Genomic DNA, 20,572 nt, shown 5'->3' on the forward strand with positions numbered 1-20,572 from the left:
ACAGCCTGCCGCGCACATCACTTCGAAGGCAGGGTGGCGCCGCTTTCCTGCAGCATGTAATCCACTGCGGCCTTCACGTCGTCCTCGGCAAGGTCCGGGTGGCCGCCCTTTGCCGGCATCCGGCCAATGCCGTGGATGGCATTGGCATATAATTTATCCACACCCTGATCGTCGATCAGCGACTGCCAGGTGCCGGTATTGCTCACGCTCATGCGGCCATGGCTGTGGCACATCGCGCAGTTATCCTGATAAATGGCCTCGCCATCCGGCTGAGCCTCACCGGCCAGCACGGGGGATGCACACACCAACAGCACTGCGGGTAACCACCTGCGGAAAAACGTCATCCAGATATCCTTTGTCATGATCGACTGAAGCGGCAATGCTCATCGCCCTGCATGGGCGATACTGTAGCCCACCTCACCATGGGAAGGCACCTGGCAGGGCTGAACGTCGCGATAGCATCGCCCGATGGACAAGCCCGGTGTGGGTGCGTACAATGCCCACCGTCTGCCGCAATGGCAGCATCGCGCGCCCATAGCTCAGCTGGATAGAGTACTGCCCTCCGAAGGCAGGGGTCGAAGGTTCGAATCCTTCTGGGCGCGCCACTTTTTATATTCCTCGCTTATCTCCCCCCTGTTTCTTCGACAAGCATTCATTAGTCATAACCGCTTTTTCTCTTTCATACCTTGCCATTCGGTCAACTGCTGGTTTGCCTTGAGCCGAAGACGCTGAAGCATCAGGGCTTCAAAGACGTTTTCCAGTGTGTCGTCGCCTTTAAGCATGGGTAACGAGGTGCGTGCTTCGGTGTAAAATTGCTTTTCCAGTGAGCTGCCCATGAATGCTATTTCCCACCACGTGATAATGCGTTCCCTAGCCTGCTCCATAAGCGCTTGAGAAGGCAGCTTGTCCGACTTGTCAGCGTTGGCTTGTTGCGTTGTGGGTAGCAGGTTCCAAAGATCGTTATTGCTCCAGCGTGCCCAGGGCAGGCAGTGATCAATACAATATGTGCTTTTTCTGGTAAGGCGTCGGCCTGTCCAGACGCATTCGACAGGGTGATTATCCCGCTGTTTTTCAGTAACGCACTTGCGCAATAGGCTGGTATCGCGTTTGGCTTCCTGCTGGAACAGGGTTTGATAAAGGTGGCCGATATCATGGGTAGGAACATAACCGCGCATTAGCTGAACCCATTCGTTCACTATGGCGGGATCTATCCAGCAGTTATGTTGGCTAAAGCAGTTCCAGAGTGCCATCGGTACACGAAAATAACCGAACCTGGCGAGGGTCTCCTTATCCAGCCGTTTGGGGGGCGGCATCAAGGTTACGGTTTTTCTGCGAACATGGAAGACCGGCCTTTCTCCTCCCGATCCGGGCCAGAAAATGTGTTTCACCGGCATACCCTTGATGGTGCTCACAGCATCACGAATGGCATTCATCAGCTCTTTCGCCAGCGCATTATCAAGTGGCTGGCCTATCCGCATATCAAGACCTGATACATCGGAAAGCGCCTTGAATGCGTCCTTGTTAAATCCGTAGCCGCGATTTCCGGGTGCCTGCCGCAGATCGTGTTCGAGAATCAGTGGCTTATAGAGTTTGATCCAGTAAAGGCCTACCGCGCCGAGCGGTATATCTACCCATTCATCCGTGCGGCCCATCACGATGCCGGGCATGTACTCTGCAATGGATGCCAGCGCACGCAGTAACCCCAGTTTGTAGGTTGAAGACTTGTTGTCATTGACGATGACATGACGCAGGAGCGATAGCGCCCCGGTGCCATCATCCGGGAGTGTAAATGCCAGCGTCTCCCAGCTTACCAAGGGCCGCTGTAGTAGATCGTCGTTTTGTACAGTAAGCAGGTGAGTCAGCGACCGATGACACGCCCAGCATTTAATCTGTTGAGGGTCGACCGGGTAGAAGATGCGTTCGTCCGAGCTGGGACCATGCCGCAGGGTAATCACCAGCAGACCACCAGGTGACAGCAATTCGGTCAGGATGCGAAAGGCACGCTCCTGCTCCTGTTCTGGCAGATACATCCACACCGCTGACACCAGAATCAGACTTACCTTGAAGCCGAGCTTGCGGACCTTGTTGAGTGCGGGAAGGGAGTCATCCATCCACTGCACTGATAAGCCAGCAGTGAAGGCCTCTCCTTTTTCCCTGAGGCCTGCTGCCGGTTCTACCGCCAGTACGTCCCACCCTCTTTTTGCCAGGGCCGCCGCATCGCGACCGCTGCCTGCGCCGATATCCAGCGCCAGCCCGTTCGGTTCTGGCAGGTGCTTAAGCCAGCTTCCATGAACATCATTGAAATCAAGTTTCTGATATTGCTCAAAGTAATAGCCTGCATTGTCCGAGTAGATGTCTTTCATGGATAAAGGCGACTTATGGTTGAAGAGGTGGAAGGTAGTTTAACGGCGTCGATTGTATCGACGTGACACCTTGCTTAAGTCTTTTTTTATATATCGCTCCGCGTGCCATTTCATTTTCCCTGAAATATGCCTGGTGCTCTCAATCGTCGATTACGGCGTCCAACGTAATACTGCTTTAAGCCCGCTGAGGCCATGATGGGGTCCGATATCACTCCTGACCGAGATCCTCATGGCTCTACCCCCTCACTTGCCGCCCACGCGGCTTTCACACCGACGTCGTACGCACTACGACCTGCTGATTCTTTCGCTGCTGTGGCTGGTGCTGGCCGCCAGTGCGCTGATGCGCCCGCTGCTGCCCATCGATGAGACACGCTATGTTTCGGTCGCCTGGGAGATGTGGCAGGGGCATCACTTCTGGGTGCCGCTCATGAATGGCGCGCCCTACGCGGACAAGCCGCCGTTGCTGTTCTGGTTGATACATGCGGGCTGGGCGGTGTTCGGGGTCAATGACTGGTGGCCCAGGCTGATTTCGCCGCTGGCCTCGCTGGTGGGGCTGGTTCAGATCTACCGTATCGCCAGGGGGCTTGATTACGCGCCGGAACATGCCCGACTGGCGCCGCTGGTGCTGATGACCATGCTGCTGTGGCAGCTCTACAGTGGTGCGCTGATGTTTGATGTGCTGCTGAGTGCGTGCCTGCTGGGCGCCATCGCGACACTTATTCGAGGGGCATTCGATACCCGCCGCATCATGGTGTGTGGCCTGTGGGTGGGGCTTGCGCTGCTGGCCAAGGGGCCGGTGGCGCTGGTCACGCTGGCACCGGTGCTGTTGAGCAGCCCCTGGTGGCGGGCGGTGCCGTTTACCCGTGCCGAGTGGCGGCGGGTGCTCGGGGCGCTCGGTCTGGGAGTGGTCATGCTGCTGGGGTGGGCACTGGTGGCTGCCTGGCTGGGTGGGGGTGAGTTCGCTCGCATGCTGCTCTGGGGGCAGACCGTTGATCGTCTGCACAACTCGATGGCGCATGCCCGGCCGATGTGGTGGTACCTGCCCTGGCTTGTGCTGTTGATGTTTCCGTGGACGCTGTGGCCGTCCGCGCGGCCTGGCCTCCCGCGGCAGCGTCGTCAGCGCCTGTCCTGGTGCTGGGTATTGCCTCCGCTGGTGGTGTTCTCGCTGATCAGCGGCAAGCAGGTGCATTACCTCATGCCGCTGCTGCCCGGGGTGGCGCTGATGATCATGGATCGTCTGGCGCAGCAGCCCGAGCGGGCGGCGGGGTCCAAAAGGCCCGTTGCCCTGGCGATTGCGGCGCTGGGTGCGGTGGCGCTGGGGGCATTGCTGTTCGGCGTCGGAGCCGTGGATACCACACTCATTCTGCCGTTCGGGGCTGTGCTTCTTCTCGGCATCGGGGTGCTGCTGTGGTGGCTGCCGGTGCGTTCATTGTTCGATACCGCCCGCACCCTGGCAATTGTCAGTACCCTTGCGCTGGTCGTGGTATTACAGGTGGTGCTGTCACCGCTGTGGCATCGCAATAGTGTGACGGGCCCGGGGCAGTTGATCGGTACGCTTCAGCGAGACGGTATCCCGGTGGCCTTTGTTGGTGGCGATTATCAGGCCACGTTTCAGTTTGCCGGCCGGTTGAAGGCGCCGTTGATCGAGCTGTCCAGTGATGAAGCCCTGTGCCGGTTCCGGTCTACCTCTCCCGAGGGATGGGTCGTGGGGCGTGCCCGGGATGAGGCATTTCGTGATGCGACCGCCTCGGCCCGCATGCACCGCTATGCCTACCGAAGTGGCACGCTGCTTATCCTGCCAGTGTCGGGTGTCCGTGCCAGCACGGTGTGCCCATGATACGTGCTGACACCCGCTCGCCTGCCGTGCCCTGTGTTGTTATTTTTCAATGGAGGCATTCGCAAACCTGTTGCTGAGGGAGGTGGGGACATGGCGCTTGATACCACACAACGCGGCGTCTTGCGTGGCATGGCTCAGGGCATGTCGGTCGCGGTCATGCTGCTGGTGATCGGGGCATGGGCAGATCCGTTCTCTTTGGTGGGCCACGAGGCGATGTCGGCGCGGCTGGCGGTGGCGGTTGGCGCCAGTGCTGCCCCGGCGCTGTGTTTGATGGTGGCGGTCGGCCGGCTGGCATCGCACCGGTTCTTTCATGCCGAGGATATCGAGGGTAGTGGACTGAGTGCGGGGTCGGCGCGTGCCCGGCTGTTGCAGGCGCTTTTGCAAAATACCCTGGAGCAGGCTGTGCTGGCGCTTGTGGCTTATGTCCTGTGGGCGGTGGTCATGCCGTCATCGTGGCTGTCGGTGGTTCCTCTGGCGGCGCTGGCATTTGTGGTGGGGCGGCTGTTGTTCTTTGCCGGGTACACGCGTGGCGCCCCGGCGCGCGCGCTCGGGTTCACGCTCTGCTTTTATACGTCAGCGCTGATGCTGGTGGCCTCGGCAGTGGCGCAGATAGCTGCCCTGGGATGAGAGGGGCCTCTATATGACGCCGACACATGGCTTGTGTCTCAAGTCATGAATTTTATTCAGGTTCTTCTTGAAAATACGCCCATGGCAGCCGACGGCTGAGGTCGGCATCATGGGGAAATGTGATGTCGCATTTACAACGCCTGCCCGAGCTCTGGCTCTGGCGGGCATCGTTTTTTCAAGGGGAAGGTGTCATGTCGTACCAGCCGCCGTTTCGTGCCGATATTGTCGGCAGTTTTCTTCGCCCGGCCGCGCTCAAGCAGGCCCGTACTGCATTTCAGCAGGGCGCTATCGATGCCGCGGCACTCAGGGCCGTGGAAGACCGGGAAATCCGCCAGGTGGTCGCACAGCAGGAAGCACTGGGTCTCAGGGTGGTTACGGATGGCGAGTTTCGCCGTGCCTGGTGGCACTTCGATTTTCTGGAGCACCTGAATGGTGTCACCGGGTATCAGGGCGAGCAGGGTATTCAGTTTCAGGGCGTGCAGACCTCGGCCAAACAGGTACGTATCGATGGCAAGGTCGGTTTCAACCCCGCGCACCCGATGATCGAGCACTTTCGGTATCTGAACAGTGTGGCCACCGTTACACCCAAGATGACGATCCCCAGCCCGAGTGTGCTGCATTTTCGCAATGCCGGAAAAATCGACAGCGGTGTCTATCCGTCACTGGAGGGGTTTTTCTCCGATCTGGCCGATGCCTATCGGGACGTGGTGCAGGCGTTTTATCAGGCGGGCTGCCGCTATCTGCAGCTGGATGACACGGTGTGGGCGTATCTGTGTTCGAACCGGGAGCTTGAGGCCGCCCAGGCCCGTGGCCTTGATACCGATAACCTGCAGGCGATCTACGCGGAGGTGATCAATCACGCCCTGGCCGACAAGCCTGATGATCTGCATGTCAGCCTGCATGTGTGCCGCGGCAACTTCCGTTCGACCTGGATCAGCGAGGGGGGCTACGAGCCGGTAGCCGAGACACTGTTTGGCAAGGTGGGGGTTGATGCCTGGTTTCTGGAGTATGACAGCGACCGGGCCGGGAGTTTCGACCCGCTGCGCTTCATCCCGGAAGGCCATCAGCAGGCAGTGCTGGGGCTGATTACCACCAAGGTGGGCACGCTGGAAAAACCCGAGGCGGTACGTGCGCGCCTTGAGGAGGCCTGCCGGTTTGTCGCGAAGGATCAGCTTTGCCTGAGCCCGCAATGCGGTTTTGCCTCCACCGAGGAAGGCAACAATCTGGCCGAACAGGCGCAGTGGGAAAAGCTGCGGTTAACGCTGGATATTGCCGAGCGTTTCTGGGGCCGTGGGTAGGCCGGGACAGGCCACGGCCCGGGAAGCGGGGCACTGACGGCTAGAACCAGTGCACCGGGTAGCGACGATGACGCGCCAGGTTGTTGATCACGATGGCAATCAGCAGCATCAGAAGGCACCCGGTGCCGACCGGAAACAGGGCGTATACCCACCCCAGATGATGCAGCTCATTCGAGCCAATGACGGCAATCAGGGCAGTCGCGCCGCCCGGCGGATGCAGTGAATGGGTCAGCTGCATGATCAGGATGGCCGTCGAGACGGCCACGGCCGCGGAGATCCAGCCATCGCCAAGCAGTTGCCAGGTGACTACCCCGCACAGCGCCGAAAGCACATTGCCCAGCAGGACGTTGCGCGGCTGGGCCAGCGGGCTTTCCGGGGCGGCGTACAGCAGCACGGAGGTGGCGCCGAATGACCCGACCATCAGCAGCGCATGGGCCTCGATGGATTGCGCGCTGATCCAGCCTACGCCGGCAATGCCAAGAAAGGCCCCAAGCCACGACCATAACGCGTCACGCAGGGATGGAGGAGGTCGGTTGGCAGGTGCCCCTTTCATCTTGCCGAGATAGGGTTTGAGCATGGTTGCGCCTTTTTGCACCAAAAAGAGGCACATCTTGCCAAAAAGCAGCAGGGTTCTGAAATAACCATTGGCTATGGCGGGGCCGGAAGTGAAAGGAAATTAATTTACTCTGATAAAGGATTATTTTTAATAATAAAAACCGTTTCCGGCCGCAAGATGGCGTGGGTGAGGCGGCAAGGGGGCATAAAGCGCGTGCAGCGCTGGCCGATGCTGCCTTTATCAACCACCCCTACAGGCGGAGTCGCGATAGCGCGGCAACCAAGGGAGCGCTCTTCGTGATTCAGCTCAAATTTCCCCGTTACAACAAACGGCTTGTTACAGCGATTCATCGTTCCATGGCGGTCATCGAGTTTGATGCCGAAGGCATGATCCTGAGGGCCAACGAGCCGTTTCTGAAAACGACCCGATACACGCGGGATGCGCTGGTGGGACAGCACCACAGCACGCTGTGCGAGCCCGACTACGCACACAGTGACGAATACGCCGCGTTCTGGGCCCGGTTGCGCCATGGTGAATGCTTCAGCGGGCGTTGCCGCCGTGTCAACGGCCAAGGCGAGCCGATCTGGCTGGAAGCCACCTATAACCCCATCCCCGACCGACGCGGGCGTATTTACCGGGTCGTGAAGATTGCGCGGGATATTACCGACGAGGTGCATGAGGAGCAGGAGATGAACAGCCTGCTGACGGCGATCGATCGCTCGATGGCAGTCATCGAGTTCAGCCCGGACGGCCACATTCTGAATGCCAACAAGAACTTTCTGGAGACCGTCGGCTACCGGCTGGACGAGCTGAAGGGCGCGCACCATCGGATGTTCTGCGATCGGGCCTATGCCAGCAGCGCTGCGTATAAAACCTTCTGGAGCGATCTGAACCGGGGGCAGTTCATGTCAGGCCAGTTCCAGCGGTTTGACAAGCGCGGCAAGCCCCTGTGGCTTGAGGCCACCTATAACCCGGTATTTGATGTGGATGGTCAGTTGTACAAGGTCATCAAGTTTGCCACCAATATCACCGAGCGGGTGCAGCGCGAAGGGGAAAGCATTCGCATGGCCAGCCGTATTTCCTCGGATACCCAGGCGTCGGTCAATGATGGCACTCGGGTCATCGATGGCGCGCAGCAGGAAATTCGCCATATTGCCGCTCAGGTGTCCAGTGCCTCCGGCCAGCTTGATGAGCTGCAGGCCCAGGTGGCGGACATCACGGCCATTGTGGAAACGATTCAGTCCATTGCCACCCAGACCAACCTGCTGTCGCTGAATGCGGCCATCGAGGCGGCCCGCGCCGGTGCGCAGGGCAACAGCTTTGCCGTGGTGGCGCAGGAAGTGCGGCAACTCGCGCAGCGTACCTCACAGGCCACGGAAGATATTGCCGACACCATCAGCCGATTGCAGAACCTGACGAAAGGCGCGCACAGCAGCATGCATGTGTGTCTAAACCGGGTTGAAAACGGGGTGCGGCTGGCAGGTGATGCGAGTACGGCCATCGGGCGCATCAGTGCCAATGCCGACGAGGTGGTGGACGTTATCCTTCATATGTCCTCCATGGATGAGGATATGGCAGCGCAGCAGGCCACGACCATCGGACAGGCTGGTGGCGCCGTCACCACATAACCCCGCAGACCGTGGCTGAATATGCCAGACTTGCCCCAGCGCTTCTGGCGATCCGGATTCTGGGGAGATGATATGGCCGACCACGACCACGACCACGACCACGACCACGACCACGACCACGACCACGACCACGACCACGACCACGACCATCACCACCACCATGGTCTGGGTGGCCACCATCATGGCAGTGGCAAGGTACTGATATTTTCACTGCTGTTTACCACCGCCTTTGCGGTGGTGGAGGTCATTGGCGGGGTATGGTCCAACTCCCTGGCGCTGCTGTCGGATGCCGGCCACATGCTGACTGATTCAGCCTCGCTTGGTGTCGGGGCGCTGGCGTCCTGGCTGGCGACCCGGCCGGCATCAAGACGCCATTCCTGGGGGTTGCAGCGTGCCGAGGTCATGGGGGCGCTGTTCAATGTGGTGTTCATGTATGCGGTGGTCATTGCGGTAGTGATCAGTGCCATCGGGCGGTTCATGTCACCGCAGGACGTGGGTGGTCTGACGGTCATGGGCATCGCGGTACTGGGACTGATCGTCAATCTGGTGGTGGGTTATATCCTGATGCGTGGCGAGCAGACCATGAACGTGCGTGGTGCACTATTGCATGTGCTGGGCGATCTGCTGGGGTCAGTGGCCGCCATCGTGGCCGGCGTGGTGATCTGGCTGACCGGCTGGATGCCGATTGATCCGCTGCTGTCTCTGCTGGTCAGTGGCCTGATTCTGGTGTCGGCCACGAAGCTGCTGATGGAAGTCACCCGGGTACTGATGGAAGGCGTCCCGAAGGGCATCAATGCGCTTCAGGTGCAGGCAGCGCTGGCGGACGCACCCGGCGTTGTGGCCATACATGATCTGCATATCTGGTCGGTTTCCTCCAGTGAGGTCGCGTTGTCGGCCCACTGTGTCATCACCGACATGGCGCAGTGGCAGCCGCTGCTGGATGATGTTACATCGCTGCTTGAGACCCGGTTCGGCATTTCCCATATTACGCTTCAGCCCGAGATCGCCGGCCATGCCGGTGCCTGCGGCCAGCACGACAGCTGTGGCGTGCCCGAGGCGTCTTCCTTCTCCTCCTGATGGATCTGACGACGGTTCCCGCGATGGCTCCGGATGGCCATCGGCGGCCGTTGGATGCCGCCATCAGGCATCTTCGTTCCACCCTTCGCTTTCCCTTCCTTATAACGTTCTGACTCGACACCCTGGTTGCCCTGATCGGTGAGTATCGTCACGAATGCGACCATTTCATGAACAGCAGGAATGGATCACGCCGTATGAATGAGCAACCGTTATGGCGATATGACCATGGCATCAGAGGGCACCTGTCCACGGCCGACTGTGTGGTTTGTATATAACGATATCGATAATCATCATTTTTATTTTTGCCTGAAAAATGGGATATATGGATCATGTTTTTAATTCCATATGGTTATTAGTGTGCGTGGGGTGCCGCGACGCCCGCGTACAGGAGCAGACACATGCAGCGTTTGATTCTCTTTGGGGTGGCCGGGTTCGTGGCTCAGCTGGTAGATGGTGCCATCGGGATGGGGTATGGCCTGACATCTTCTTCCATGCTGCTGGCGATGGGCATTACCCCGGCTGTGGCATCGGCATCCATACACCTGGCGGAAATCGCCACGACCGCCGCCTCGGGGGTATCACATGTCAAGCTGGGTAATGTGGACCGCTCACTGGTGCAGACCCTGATCGTGCCCGGTGCCGTGGGTGCCTTTGTAGGCGCCTGCTTTTTGAGCAATATCCCCGGCAGGCTGGTGGCGCCCTTCATTGCCGTGGGGCTGCTGCTGCTGGGCGTCTATGTGATGGCGCAGTATCTGCTGCGTCCGGCGCGCCGCGCGCCGGGCAGTCTCCGGGTGTCGGCGTGGAAAATGGCCCCACTGGCAGTGGTGGCCGGGTTCTTTGATAGCGTAGGCGGCGGTGGCTGGGGGCCGATTTCCACGCCTGTGCTGCTGGCGCACCGGGGAAGTGATCCGCGCAAGGTGGTGGGCTCGGTGGATGCCAGTGAATTCTTCGTGACCGTGGCTGGCACGCTGGGCTTTGTCATTGCGCTCGGGCTTGATGACATCAACTGGCAGTGGGTCGGCATTTTTGCGGTGAGCGGCCTGCTGGCGGCGCCGCTGGCCGCCTGGCTGGTGCGATTGATGCCGGTACAGCTGCTGGGTGTGGTGGTCGGAGGCGCCATTATCCTGACCAACAGCCGGACATTGATGATGTCGCAGTCAGTCTCCTCCGAGGTGGCCACGCTGGTGTACGGGGTTCTGCTGGTGGGATGGGCATTGGCGCTGGGTGTGGCCGGGCGGCGGGTTTATCGCTTGCGCCGAGTGATGCTTTCAGAGGCGCTGTAGTCATCATCGTTGGCGACAGGGCCGGGAGGGAGGATGCATTCATGAAAACGCGGACGCCAGAGGCGTCCGCGTTTGGCGTGCCGGCAGGACAGGCATCAGGGCGTGTCGTGCATCAGCTCTTCACGGCCGTCAGGGCCTTTATCGCCGTCTTCGAGTGCATCGATATTGGCGGGGAAGTCGCTGTTGGGCCGTTTTTCCTCGTCGCGCCTGTGCGAGAAAAGCCCGAACTGGGCATACATGATGCTCAGTACCGGAGACAGCCAGCAGGCAAAGGCCAGCGGAATGTACATCAGGGCGCTCATGTCGCCATTGCTGATATCAAGGCCCAGGGTAGTGATGACAAAGGCGCCGCCCACGTTCCAGGGGATCAGCGGTGATATCAGCGTACCGCCTTCCTCGATGGCGCGGGTCAGGTTGAGTCGCGAGTAGCCCATCCGCTCATAGGCTGCCACGTACATGCGTCCGGGCAGGGCGATGGACAGGTAGACATCACCGGCCACGGCATTGACAAACATGGGGGTCAGTACCGCGCTGGTCTGCAGGGCACGGAAGCTTCTGGCCTTGTCGGTAATGGTCAGAACGATCTTCTCAAGGCAGCGGGTCTTTTCAAGGATGCCGCCAAAGATCAGCGCGAAGATGATCAGGGTCACGACCCAGGTCATCGAGGTGACACCTCCTCGGTTAAGAAGGGTATCCAGCATGCCCAGACCGGTATCGATGGTGTAGCCACTGTGGGCATAGGTCAGTACGTCATGAAAGGAATCGCCCTGAGTCAGGATGGCGATGATGCCGCCGACAAAGGTAGCGGTGAACAAGGCCGGGATCGGTGCGACCTTCATGAAGGCCAGCCCCAGTATGATCATCAGCGGAATCAGCTGCCAGAACCCCAGTGAAAAGCTGTCATCCAGCCCTTCGCGCATGCTGCTGATGCGGGACAGCGACGCGGCGGCTTCCTGGTCGACCCCGCCCACCCAGGCGTAAATGACCAGGGCGATCAGCATGGCCGGCACGGTGGTCGGCAGCATGTTCTTGATGTGGTCGAAAATATTGGTTTCGGTAACGGCGGGGGACAGGTTGGTGGTATCAGACAGCGGTGACATCTTGTCGCCGAAAAACGCGCCGGATACGACGGCACCGGCCGTCCAGTACACGGGCACGCCCAGTGCCGTGCCGATCCCCATCAGGGCCAGTCCCACGGTACCGATGGTGGTCCACGAGGACCCGACCACCAGGGAAACAACGGCGCACATCAGCATGCTGGCCGCCAGAAACCACTGCGGGCTGATGATTTCCAGTCCGTAGTAGATCAGGGTCGGGACCGTGCCACTGGCGATCAGTACCCCGATCAGCATGCCGACCACGATCAGCGTGGCCACGGCGGGCATGGCAACGTGCAGCAGCTTGAAGCCCCCGGCTTCCATATCAGCCCAGCGATAGCCGCGAGCCCACCCGAAGATGGCGGCGATGGCCGCGCCCAGGGCCAGTGGTATATGGGGGGTGAAATCGCCGTAGTAGAACAGCTGGATGGCCAGCAGACCGATGGCCAGCGCGATGGGGAGTAACGCCATGGACAGGGAGGGAAGGGCAATGGTCTTGTTATCATTATTCATGCTGGGTAGACCTTCTGGTAGGCGTCAGGATAAGCAGATGGACAGTGTCATGCGTGATGATCATGTGAAAAAGTGGTTGGACATGTGGCGCATTACCTTGCCTTTACGGACGATAAAATTCAAAGGCCCGTGTTTCGGCGGTCTTCGTGAAGCTGTCAGCCCAGTACGGAAACACGTTTTTCTGATGGAAGAACAGCGCGCCATGGGTGGGGTCGGGCAGGGTTCCGTTCAGGGCTCGCCGGGCAATCTCGCGGGCAATGTCGTATTCATCCGGTTCGCGTACCTGATCCGGCCGGCCATCACACCACCACGAGAACTGGCAATGCCCGGTTTCCGAGCCCTGTTGCACTACCTCGCAGATGGTATCGGGAAAGCCGCTGCTGCCCAGGCGATTCATCATTACGCTGGCGACGGCTTCCATTTCCTTTCGGCCGGCTCCCTTGGCTTCCCAGTAGATCGAGCGGGACAGGCAGCTGATCGGGTCATCCAGCGGTGCCTGGCCGAGCGGGTCGGCCGCCTTCACGCCTTCTTTGGTCAATACCACATGCGGGGCATGGGCCGGGCTGCTTGAAGAGGCGCCCTGTTCCAGAATTTCTGCCTTTTTGACGGCAAGTGCAGCCAGTTGAGACGATGAGGCGGCCATCAATGACGGCGCCAGGGTCATTGTCAGCACACCAAGGATCAGCGATATCCTGCGGGTCATCCGAACATCTCCGGCGTGAATGGGATTTTCATATTACGCATCCCCGCGCGTGCCGGGAACTCCCCGACGGCAATACCCGGCATGCGCTTGCCGCCTGGCCTCAGGGGCGATGGTCGTAATACGGGTGCCGGCTCGCTAGACTCGATAGTGTCATCTACAGGGCAGCACAACACGAGTGACGGGAGCATCGATGCAGCAACAGGAACGACAGGCCAGTCTGGCCGTGGTCATCATCGGGGCCCTGTGGGGGCTTTACTGGTGGCCGGTACGGGCACTGGAGGGCACCGTGCTGGAAGGGGCCTGGGGCACGCTGGCCATTGTCACGGTCTCGACACTGACGCTGCTGCCGGCAGCCTGTCGCCGTCGCCGCATTCTGGCGGACTGTCCATGGTCGACCCTTGCCATCATTGCGCTGGGAGGTGCCGGATTTGCGCTGTACTCGATCGGACTGTCCTACGGTCGGGTGGCCATTGTTATTCTGATGTTCTACCTCACTCCGGTCTGGAGCACCCTGATCGGTCGGTTGCTGGGCTGGCCGACGCCCTGGAGTCGCTATGTGGTGATCGTGCTCGGGCTGGCCGGTCTGCTGCTGGTGCTGGGCGGTGGTGGCACCCTGCCGATACCGCGGAACCTGGGGGACTGGCTCGGGCTGGCCTCGGGGCTGATGTGGGCGGTGTGTTCGATCGGCATGCGCCTTCGCCCGATGCCCGGTGCGCTGGAATCCACCTTTGTCTTCTCGGCCGGTGCGGCATTGATGTCGCTGATTCTGGCTCTGGTGATCGGGGCACCGATCAGCCGGCTCGCCGAGATCGACTGGGCGCAGGCCGGTGGATGGGTTGGCGTGACCGGTGTGCTCTGGTGGGCCATGATGCTGTCCGTGCTGCTGTGGGCCAACGCCCGGCTGGAGCCGGCGCGACTGGCCATTTTACTGATGAGTGAGGTGATCGTCGGGGTGATGTCGGCGGCACTCTGGGCCGGCGAGCCACTGGGTACCATCGAAATGGCCGGTGGCGCGCTGGTCGTGGCGGCTGCCCTGCTGGAGGTCTACCCGGCGCGGGGCAGGACAGAACAGCCGCCTTCGGGGCATTGAGTCTCCTCAGTGGCCCGAGATCCGGTCACGAGGTTGGCAGCTGCAGGGGGCCGAAGCATTCGTAATGCCGGTGGGCTTCGGGAATGCCCAGCTCTTCCAGCAGGGCATTCATGTCGCTCATGAACCCGGCCGGCCCGGTAAAGTAGCAGTCAGGGGTCTTGTCTACCGTTATCACATCTTCCAGCAGGGCTCGGTCAATGCGTCCGGAGGGTTCGCCTGCCGGGGCCTCATGGCTGAAGCGATGAATGATCAGCAATCGATCACCATACTCGACGCGCAGCGATTCCAGCTCTTCCCTGAAAACCAGGGTGTCCGGGGAGCGGGTGCTGTGCAGGTAGGTGACCTGTCGCCCCTGGGCCAGTGCCTGCCTGGCCAGGGACAGCATCGGTGTCTGACCGATGCCGGCACTGAGCAGCACCACAGGTGTAGTGCGCCGGTCCAGCGTCAGCAGGCCGATCGGTGCGGTGAGATGCACGGATTGTCCGACCGTGAGGCCGTGATGGATGGCCTGGCTGATCTGCCCATGGGCCTCTTCCTTGACGGTAATCCGGTAGGTTGCACTGCCGGGCTGCCCGGTCAGGCTGTACTGGCGATAATGCAGGTGGACGTCGTGCTTCAGGCGAAGACCGATGTACTGACCGGGTAGAAAATCCGCCAGAGGCCGCCCGTCGGCGGGGGCCAGTGTGACGCTCAGGATACCTTCGGCGGCAGCCTGCCGATCCACCACGTCAAATTCCCGAAATCCTCGCCAGCCCCCGGGCCTGCGCTCCTGATCGTGATAGAGCCGTTCCTCGCCGTCGATCAGATCGTCCGCCATGGACCAGTAAAGTGCCTGCCAGGCATCGCGAACGTCCGGTGTAAAGGCTGCGCCCAGTACCTCGGCGGCGGCTTCCAGCAGGCACTCCCCGACGATCCGATAATGATCCGGCTGGACGTGCAGGGCGACGTGCTTGTGTGTGATGGGTGCCAGTACGGCGTCACGGGCGATGGGATCATCGTAATTGAGCGCGTAGGCGACAATGGACTGACCCAGGGCCCGCGGCTGGGCGCCGGTCTGCTGATGGCGCGGATTGAATCGCGGCTTTATCTCCGGGTAGCGATCAAACATGGCCGGATAGAATCGCGTGGTGATGGTAGTGATATGCTGTGCAACGACCGGGGCCGTAGCGGCGATGATGTGGCGTTGTTGAACGGTCAGCATGGGGCGGTCCTCTGGAGGATGAGTAGTGTCACCTTTCAGGGAGCAAGCAGCGTGCCAATAACCAAGTTTTTGTTTTTAATGGATTTTTTTGCTGCTTGTTGTTCTTTTGACCCCATGACGTGCTGTCGTTATGACAACGGGTAGTTCAAATGACAACGATTTATAGTGAGATTCAGAACCTGCTGGCCAGGCTCACCCTCAATCAGTCCCCTTCCTGGCAGTCCCTGCTGGATGTGCTGCTTACCCAGTACCCGGGAGACGCGGCCACTTTGATGGTCTGTGAGGGCGAGGAGCTGGTCCCTGTCGCGATTCACGGGCTGCAGGAAGACGTGCTGGGCCGGCGGTTTCATCCGGCATCACATCCACGCCTTGCCGACATCGCAGCTACTGACGGCGTGCGGCATTTTGCCACCGACGAGCCCCTGCCTGACCCTTTCGACGGCCTGATCAGCGGGGCGCCGGACGCACTTCACGTGCATGACTGCATGGGGGTGGCACTTCGGGCCGGGCCCCGGGTGGTGGGCATGCTGACACTGGACGCGCTGATGCCGGGGCAACTGGATTCGGTCGACCACGACGAACTGAAGGCCATTGCCGGATTGCTGGGTACGAGCCTCGACATGGCCATGAAGGCCCGTCAGACACGTGCCCGGCTTCAGGATGTGCTGTCTCATACCGGCCGTACTCCGCTCGTTCAGCGGGTCACCGGCCGCAGTGCCGTGATGCGGCGGCTGGATGATGAGTTGACTCTGGTGGCGCAGAGCGAACTGAGTGTGCTGATTCACGGTGAAACCGGCACTGGCAAGGAGCGCGTAGCCACGCAGGTGCACTGGCGCTCTGCCCGACGCGACGGGCCGCTGATCAAGCTCAACTGTGCGGCCCTGTCCCCGAACCTGATCGAAAGCGAGCTGTTCGGGCACGTTAAAGGTGCGTTCTCCGGGGCACTCAGCGCGCGACGTGGGCACTTTGCGCTGGCCGATGGCGGCACCCTGTTTCTGGATGAGGTCGGTGAACTGCCACTGGCGCTGCAGCCCAAGCTGCTTCGCGTATTGCAGGAAGGAGAATTTCAGCCCCTGGGCAGCGAGCAGATGCGGTCGGTCAATGTGCGGGTCGTGGCGGCCACCAACCGGGATCTGGAAGACGAGGTGGCCGAGGGCCGGTTTCGGGCGGATCTGTATCACCGGCTGTGTGTCTACCCGCTGCATATCCCGCCCCTGAGGTTACGCGGGCAGGATATTCTGCTGCTGGCCGGTACCTTTCTGGAAGAAAACCGGGCCCGCTTCGGGCTGCACAACCTGCGCCTGTCGGCCTCGGCCGAAGCGGCGCTGCTCGCGCATGACTGGCCCGGCAACGTGCGTGAGCTTGAGCATGTCATCAGTCGAGCCACGCTCAAGGCGCGCCCCCAGGCCGGTGAGATTCTGACGCTTGCCGCGGATCATCTGGAGCTTGTTCGCCATTCGGTTCCATCGGTCACGGACATGTCTCGGGTCGCCGGTGCAGTATCTGCTGATGATATCGTGCCGCTTCGTGAGGCTGTGGACGCCTTCCAGCGTCAACATATTCAAACCACGCTGGAGGTTGCCGAGGGCAACTGGGCCGAAACGGCGCGGCTACTGGGTGTGGATCGGGGCAATCTGCATCGGCTGGCATCACGGCTGGGGCTGAAGTAGATCGGCGGGAAGGGAGGCTGTCGCTGAACAATTGATATAAGTCGTTGAGCAATTGATATAAAAAGTGTGGCAGTCATCGCTGAAGGTTATTTGAGAATAATTTACACTCTGGCGCCCGGGCATCGGGCTCGTGTTTTTTATTCATCAGGACAACGCATGTCTCACACGGATTCCAACGATTTCAAGCGAACGATGCAGAGTCGCCATCTGGTAATGCTGTCCCTGGGCGGTGTTATCGGTACCGGTCTGTTCCTGAGTTCCGGCTATACCGTCAACCAGGCCGGCCCGCTGGGGGCCATCATTGCCTATCTCATTGGCGGGCTGGTGGTGTATCTGGTCATGATGTGTCTGGGCGAACTGGCGGTACAGATGCCGGAAACCGGATCGTTCAATACCTATGCGACGCGTACCATCGGGCCGGGCACCGGCTATACCGTGGCGTGGTTGTACTGGCTGACCTGGACGGTGGCGCTGGGGTCGGAGTTCACGGCCGCGGGCCTTCTGATGCAGCACTGGTTTACCGATGTACCGGTGTGGGTCTGGAGCGCCCTGTTTGCCGCCCTGATCTTTGTGCTCAACGCCTTTTCTTCCCGCATCTTTGCCGAGACCGAATTCTGGCTGTCACTGATCAAGGTGATCACGGTGCTGGCCTTTATCGTGATCGGGGCGGCGGCCCTGCTTGGCTTTACGCCGGCCACCCGTGGCGGGTCGGCGCCGTTGTTTGACAACCTGTTTGCCGACGGCCTCTTTCCGACCGGGGTAATGCCGATTCTGATGACCATGCTGGCGGTCAGTTTTGCCTTCTCGGGCACCGAGTTGATCGGCATTGCTGCCGGTGAAACCGTGGAACCCGAAAAGAATGTCCCAAAGGCGATCAAGGCGACCCTGTGGCGGCTGATCATCTTCTTTGTCGGGACCATTATCGTGATTGCAGCCCTGTTGCCGTGGCAGACCGCCAGTGTGCTGGAAAGCCCGTTCGTGGCGGTATTTTCCCGCACCGGTATTCCCTACGCTGCCGATATCATGAATTTTGTCATCATTACGGCGCTGTTGTCGGCGGCCAACTCGGGGCTGTATGCGGCTTCCCGCATGCTGTGGTCCCTGGCGGAGCAAAAGACGCTGCCGGCGCTGTTCAAGCGGGTCACCCGGGGTGGTGTGCCGCTGAATGCGATCATCTTCAGCATGATTGGCGGGCTGTTCTCGCTGCTGTCGAGCCGGTTTGCCCCGGACAGCGTCTACATTGCGCTGGTGTCGATTTCAGGCTTTGCCGTGGTGGCGGTATGGATGGTGATCGTGGCCAGCCAGTTCATGTTCCGGCGTCAGTTCGTGGCCGGTGGCGGAGACCCCGCTACCCTGGGTTATCGCACACCGCTGTATCCGCTGGTCCCGCTGCTGGCCTTCGGATTTTGTACCCTGTCGCTGATCGGGATTGCCTTTGACCCTTCCCAGCGGATTGCCCTGTATTGCGGCCTGCCGTTCGTGGCGTTGTGTTATCTCGCCTATTACCTTACGCGTCCGGCCGTGCCGGGCAACCTGTCTGCCGAGGAGTCTGACTGATGCCGACCAATCCGATTCACGCCCTGCTGGAGACCGTGCCGTTTGCGGTCGTGGACGGGGCGCTGGCCACCGAGCTTGAACGTCATGGCTGCGATCTGAATGACAGTCTGTGGTCGGCCCGCGTGCTGGCCGAGCAGCCCGAACTGATCACTCGAGTGCATCGTGATTATTTCGAGGCCGGTGCCGACATCACCATCACCGCAAGCTACCAGGCCACCTTTGAAGGGTTCATGGCGCGGGGCATGAGTGAAGCCCAGGCCGGCGCCCTGATTGCGCGTTCGGTGTCGCTGGCATGTGAGGCGCGCGATGCCTTCTGGGCTGATTATGCAGGGCCGACGCGGCCCCGGCCGCTTGTGGCGGCCTCGGTGGGACCTTATGGCGCCTATCTGGCTGATGGCTCGGAATATCGAGGCGGCTACGCCATTGATGAGGAGGCGCTGATGGCATTTCATCGGCCCCGCATCAAGGCACTGGTAGAGGCGGGAGCTGACCTGCTGGCCTGTGAAACCCTGCCTTCGCTTGTCGAGGCGAAGGCGCTGGTACGGGTGCTGGCGGAATTTCCCGAGGCGCAGGCCTGGGTTACGTTCTCGGCCCGGGATGGGCATCACATCAGTGAAGGTACGCCGATCGCTGAATGTGCCACATGGCTGGATCAACAACCTCAGGTCGTGGCCATGGGGGTCAACTGTACGGCCCTTGAGCACATCGAGTCCCTGCTGACCGATCTGCGCGCCCACACTTGTACGCCGCTGCTGGTGTATCCCAATTCCGGGGAAGTGTATGACCCGATCACCAAGACCTGGCGGGCCGCCGAGGCAGGGGAGTGCGGTCATCATGAGTCGGCATTTACCACGCTGGTTCCCCTCTGGCGTCAGGCCGGTGCCTCATTGATTGGCGGGTGCTGCCGAACCGGGCCGGACGATGTGCGTGCGATTGCCGCGCTGCGCGACGCTTCCACTGCCTGAGTCCTGACTTGTCCACACCCGGTGTCAGAGGCGACCGGGTGTGGATGATTTGCGGTTTACGTTCTGGCACCGACCGTTGATAAGCCATGGGGCGACAGACATCTGGACGTCGTATTGCTCATGGCCCTGCATTGCGTGCAGTGTATGAGCCTGCTCGGAATCCGGGAGCGCAATGCGCTCCTGTCAGGCTGTCAATCATGGATGCTCCTGTCATGTCGGTACAACGTCTTCCCCTCTGGCCCATCGGTCTTCTGTTCATTTCGATTACATCCATTCAGGGTGGAGCTGCCCTTGCCAAGCAGCTGTTTCCGCTGATTGGTGCGCCGGGGACGACCGCGATCCGCCTGCTGATGGCGGCGGCCATGCTCCTGCTGGTACTGAGGCCCTGGCGGCGACCCATTTCTGCCCGGGTCTGGAAGGCGATGATGATTTACGGTGTGGCGCTGGGGTGCATGAATTACATGCTCTACCAGGCCATAGAGCGCATTCCGCTGGGTATTGCCGTGGCGCTGGAATTCACGGGTCCGCTGGCCGTGGCGATTCTGTCCTCGCGTCGCTGGCTGGATGCACTGTGGGTCGGGCTGGCTCTGGTGGGCATTGTCATGATCATGCCCCATAGCGGGGTGGATCACGATCTGGACCTTGTAGGCGTCGCCTTTGCCCTGGGCGCGGGGGTCTGCTGGGCGCTGTATATCTGGTTCGGACAGCGTATCGGTACCGACCTTGGCCCTGAAGGTACCGCGATCGGGGTGACAATCGCGGCACTGGTGATTGCACCGCTGGGCATCTATCAGAGCGGTCCGGGGATGTTCAGCCTCGAGGTGCTGCCGTTGGCGGCACTGGTGGCCATCATGTCCACGGCATTGCCGTATTCGCTCGAGATGATTGCTCTCAAGCACCTGCCGACCACCACCTTTGGCACACTCATGAGCCTGGAGCCTGCCGTGGCCGCGCTGTCGGGGCTTTTGTTTCTGGGTGAACTGCTGACGCTGGTGCAATGGCTGGCCATCGTATCCATCATGGTGGCCTCCATTGGTACCACGCTCACTCACAGGCCTGCCGATCAGGCCTGGGAAGCCGCCCCGGCGCCTGACTGACGGGCATGAG

General features: G+C 60.6%; 17 protein-coding genes and 1 tRNA gene. 12 read left to right on the forward strand and 6 right to left on the reverse strand.

The features are described 5' to 3' along the window. Nucleotides 1-17: 17 nt before the first annotated feature. The gene (locus NAT21_RS10755) at nucleotides 18-344 is read right to left on the reverse strand and encodes a c-type cytochrome (protein WP_250938311.1); all 327 of its coding nucleotides are present in this window, start codon (nucleotides 342-344) and stop codon (nucleotides 18-20) included. Nucleotides 345-528: 184 nt separating this feature from the next. On the opposite strand from NAT21_RS10755, the gene NAT21_RS10760 reads away from it, so the two are divergent. Next, a tRNA-Arg gene (locus NAT21_RS10760) sits at nucleotides 529-605 on the forward strand. A 54-nt stretch (nucleotides 606-659) separates the two neighbouring features. Here NAT21_RS10760 and NAT21_RS10765 read toward each other — a convergent pair. Continuing rightward, a complete protein-coding gene (locus NAT21_RS10765; protein ID WP_250938313.1) occupies nucleotides 660-2,363 on the reverse strand; it encodes a class I SAM-dependent methyltransferase in 1,704 nt (567 codons plus the stop codon). 229 nt (nucleotides 2,364-2,592) lie between these two features. Between NAT21_RS10765 and NAT21_RS10770 the strand changes: the two genes are divergently transcribed. From NAT21_RS10770 to NAT21_RS10780, 3 genes are all read left to right on the forward strand, one after another. Continuing rightward, nucleotides 2,593-4,200, forward strand: coding sequence for an ArnT family glycosyltransferase (locus tag NAT21_RS10770; protein WP_250938315.1), 1,608 nt, complete (start codon nucleotides 2,593-2,595; stop codon nucleotides 4,198-4,200). 90 nt (nucleotides 4,201-4,290) lie between these two features. After that, nucleotides 4,291-4,827: an MAPEG family protein gene (locus NAT21_RS10775; RefSeq protein ID WP_250938318.1), complete on the forward strand. Its 537-nt coding sequence runs from the start codon at nucleotides 4,291-4,293 to the stop codon at nucleotides 4,825-4,827. 122 nt (nucleotides 4,828-4,949) lie between these two features. After that, nucleotides 4,950-6,125, forward strand: coding sequence for a cobalamin-independent methionine synthase II family protein (locus NAT21_RS10780; protein WP_250938320.1), 1,176 nt, complete (start codon nucleotides 4,950-4,952; stop codon nucleotides 6,123-6,125). Between the two features lie 40 nt (nucleotides 6,126-6,165). Here the strand turns inward: NAT21_RS10780 and NAT21_RS10785 are convergent, their stop codons facing one another. Beyond that, a complete protein-coding gene (locus NAT21_RS10785; RefSeq protein WP_250938322.1) occupies nucleotides 6,166-6,702 on the reverse strand; it encodes an HPP family protein in 537 nt (178 codons plus the stop codon). A 275-nt stretch (nucleotides 6,703-6,977) separates the two neighbouring features. Between NAT21_RS10785 and NAT21_RS15520 the strand changes: the two genes are divergently transcribed. The 3 genes from NAT21_RS15520 to NAT21_RS10805 all read left to right on the forward strand — a co-directional run bounded on the left by NAT21_RS15520 (nucleotide 6,978) and on the right by NAT21_RS10805 (nucleotide 10,669). Beyond that, nucleotides 6,978-8,309: a methyl-accepting chemotaxis protein gene (locus NAT21_RS15520; RefSeq protein ID WP_350355175.1), complete on the forward strand. Its 1,332-nt coding sequence runs from the start codon at nucleotides 6,978-6,980 to the stop codon at nucleotides 8,307-8,309. A gap of 72 nt (nucleotides 8,310-8,381) precedes the next feature. After that, complete coding sequence (locus NAT21_RS10800; protein WP_250938324.1) at nucleotides 8,382-9,386, forward strand: cation diffusion facilitator family transporter; 1,005 nt, start codon at nucleotides 8,382-8,384, stop codon at nucleotides 9,384-9,386. A gap of 398 nt (nucleotides 9,387-9,784) precedes the next feature. Continuing rightward, the gene (locus NAT21_RS10805) at nucleotides 9,785-10,669 is read left to right on the forward strand and encodes a sulfite exporter TauE/SafE family protein (RefSeq protein WP_250938326.1); all 885 of its coding nucleotides are present in this window, start codon (nucleotides 9,785-9,787) and stop codon (nucleotides 10,667-10,669) included. A 95-nt stretch (nucleotides 10,670-10,764) separates the two neighbouring features. On the opposite strand, the gene nhaC is transcribed toward NAT21_RS10805, so the two are convergent. Beyond that, nucleotides 10,765-12,279, reverse strand: a complete 1,515-nt coding sequence (gene nhaC, locus NAT21_RS10810; protein WP_250938328.1) for a Na+/H+ antiporter NhaC — start codon at nucleotides 12,277-12,279, stop codon at nucleotides 10,765-10,767. Nucleotides 12,280-12,382: 103 nt separating this feature from the next. After that, nucleotides 12,383-12,982 carry a cell wall hydrolase gene (locus NAT21_RS10815; protein ID WP_250938329.1) on the reverse strand — a complete coding sequence of 200 codons (600 nt, stop codon included), beginning with the start codon at nucleotides 12,980-12,982 and terminating at the stop codon, nucleotides 12,383-12,385. A gap of 190 nt (nucleotides 12,983-13,172) precedes the next feature. Between NAT21_RS10815 and NAT21_RS10820 the strand changes: the two genes are divergently transcribed. Continuing rightward, on the forward strand, nucleotides 13,173-14,072 hold the full coding sequence (locus NAT21_RS10820; RefSeq protein WP_250938330.1) for a DMT family transporter: 900 nt from the start codon (nucleotides 13,173-13,175) through the stop codon (nucleotides 14,070-14,072). A gap of 25 nt (nucleotides 14,073-14,097) precedes the next feature. On the opposite strand, the gene NAT21_RS10825 is transcribed toward NAT21_RS10820, so the two are convergent. Continuing rightward, nucleotides 14,098-15,273, reverse strand: a complete 1,176-nt coding sequence (locus NAT21_RS10825; RefSeq protein ID WP_250938331.1) for a globin domain-containing protein — start codon at nucleotides 15,271-15,273, stop codon at nucleotides 14,098-14,100. A 149-nt stretch (nucleotides 15,274-15,422) separates the two neighbouring features. Here NAT21_RS10825 and norR point away from each other — a divergent pair, with 149 nt between their 5' ends. From norR to NAT21_RS10845, 4 genes are all read left to right on the forward strand, one after another. Then, the gene (norR, locus tag NAT21_RS10830; protein WP_250938332.1) at nucleotides 15,423-16,943 is read left to right on the forward strand and encodes a nitric oxide reductase transcriptional regulator NorR; all 1,521 of its coding nucleotides are present in this window, start codon (nucleotides 15,423-15,425) and stop codon (nucleotides 16,941-16,943) included. A 156-nt stretch (nucleotides 16,944-17,099) separates the two neighbouring features. Beyond that, on the forward strand, nucleotides 17,100-18,500 hold the full coding sequence (locus NAT21_RS10835; protein ID WP_250938333.1) for an amino acid permease: 1,401 nt from the start codon (nucleotides 17,100-17,102) through the stop codon (nucleotides 18,498-18,500). Continuing rightward, the gene (gene mmuM / locus NAT21_RS10840; RefSeq protein ID WP_250938334.1) at nucleotides 18,500-19,465 is read left to right on the forward strand and encodes a homocysteine S-methyltransferase; all 966 of its coding nucleotides are present in this window, start codon (nucleotides 18,500-18,502) and stop codon (nucleotides 19,463-19,465) included. Before NAT21_RS10835 ends, mmuM begins: the two co-directional genes overlap by 1 nt. A gap of 212 nt (nucleotides 19,466-19,677) precedes the next feature. After that, nucleotides 19,678-20,562: an EamA family transporter gene (locus NAT21_RS10845; protein ID WP_250938335.1), complete on the forward strand. Its 885-nt coding sequence runs from the start codon at nucleotides 19,678-19,680 to the stop codon at nucleotides 20,560-20,562. The last annotated feature ends 10 nt before the right edge of the window (nucleotides 20,563-20,572 follow it).

The organism is Larsenimonas rhizosphaerae (genome assembly GCF_023700005.1).
Taxonomy (GTDB): Bacteria; Pseudomonadota; Gammaproteobacteria; order Pseudomonadales; family Halomonadaceae; genus Larsenimonas; species Larsenimonas rhizosphaerae.

What these genes read in the sequence shown, in the direction of transcription:
- NAT21_RS10755 (WP_250938311.1), bottom strand. Translation starts at nt 344, where the DNA reads ATGACGTTTTTCCGCAGGTGGTTACCCGCAGTGCTGTTGGTGTGTGCA.
- NAT21_RS10765 (WP_250938313.1), bottom strand. Translation starts at nt 2,363, where the DNA reads ATGAAAGACATCTACTCGGACAATGCAGGCTATTACTTTGAGCAATAT.
- NAT21_RS10770 (WP_250938315.1), top strand. Translation starts at nt 2,593, where the DNA reads ATGGCTCTACCCCCTCACTTGCCGCCCACGCGGCTTTCACACCGACGT.
- NAT21_RS10775 (WP_250938318.1), top strand. Translation starts at nt 4,291, where the DNA reads ATGGCGCTTGATACCACACAACGCGGCGTCTTGCGTGGCATGGCTCAG.
- NAT21_RS10780 (WP_250938320.1), top strand. Translation starts at nt 4,950, where the DNA reads ATGTCGCATTTACAACGCCTGCCCGAGCTCTGGCTCTGGCGGGCATCG.
- NAT21_RS10785 (WP_250938322.1), bottom strand. Translation starts at nt 6,702, where the DNA reads ATGCTCAAACCCTATCTCGGCAAGATGAAAGGGGCACCTGCCAACCGA.
- NAT21_RS10800 (WP_250938324.1), top strand. Translation starts at nt 8,382, where the DNA reads ATGGCCGACCACGACCACGACCACGACCACGACCACGACCACGACCAC.
- NAT21_RS10805 (WP_250938326.1), top strand. Translation starts at nt 9,785, where the DNA reads ATGCAGCGTTTGATTCTCTTTGGGGTGGCCGGGTTCGTGGCTCAGCTG.
- nhaC (WP_250938328.1), bottom strand. Translation starts at nt 12,279, where the DNA reads ATGAATAATGATAACAAGACCATTGCCCTTCCCTCCCTGTCCATGGCG.
- NAT21_RS10815 (WP_250938329.1), bottom strand. Translation starts at nt 12,982, where the DNA reads ATGACCCGCAGGATATCGCTGATCCTTGGTGTGCTGACAATGACCCTG.
- NAT21_RS10820 (WP_250938330.1), top strand. Translation starts at nt 13,173, where the DNA reads ATGCAGCAACAGGAACGACAGGCCAGTCTGGCCGTGGTCATCATCGGG.
- NAT21_RS10825 (WP_250938331.1), bottom strand. Translation starts at nt 15,273, where the DNA reads ATGCTGACCGTTCAACAACGCCACATCATCGCCGCTACGGCCCCGGTC.
- norR (WP_250938332.1), top strand. Translation starts at nt 15,423, where the DNA reads ATGACAACGATTTATAGTGAGATTCAGAACCTGCTGGCCAGGCTCACC.
- NAT21_RS10835 (WP_250938333.1), top strand. Translation starts at nt 17,100, where the DNA reads ATGTCTCACACGGATTCCAACGATTTCAAGCGAACGATGCAGAGTCGC.
- mmuM (WP_250938334.1), top strand. Translation starts at nt 18,500, where the DNA reads ATGCCGACCAATCCGATTCACGCCCTGCTGGAGACCGTGCCGTTTGCG.
- NAT21_RS10845 (WP_250938335.1), top strand. Translation starts at nt 19,678, where the DNA reads ATGTCGGTACAACGTCTTCCCCTCTGGCCCATCGGTCTTCTGTTCATT.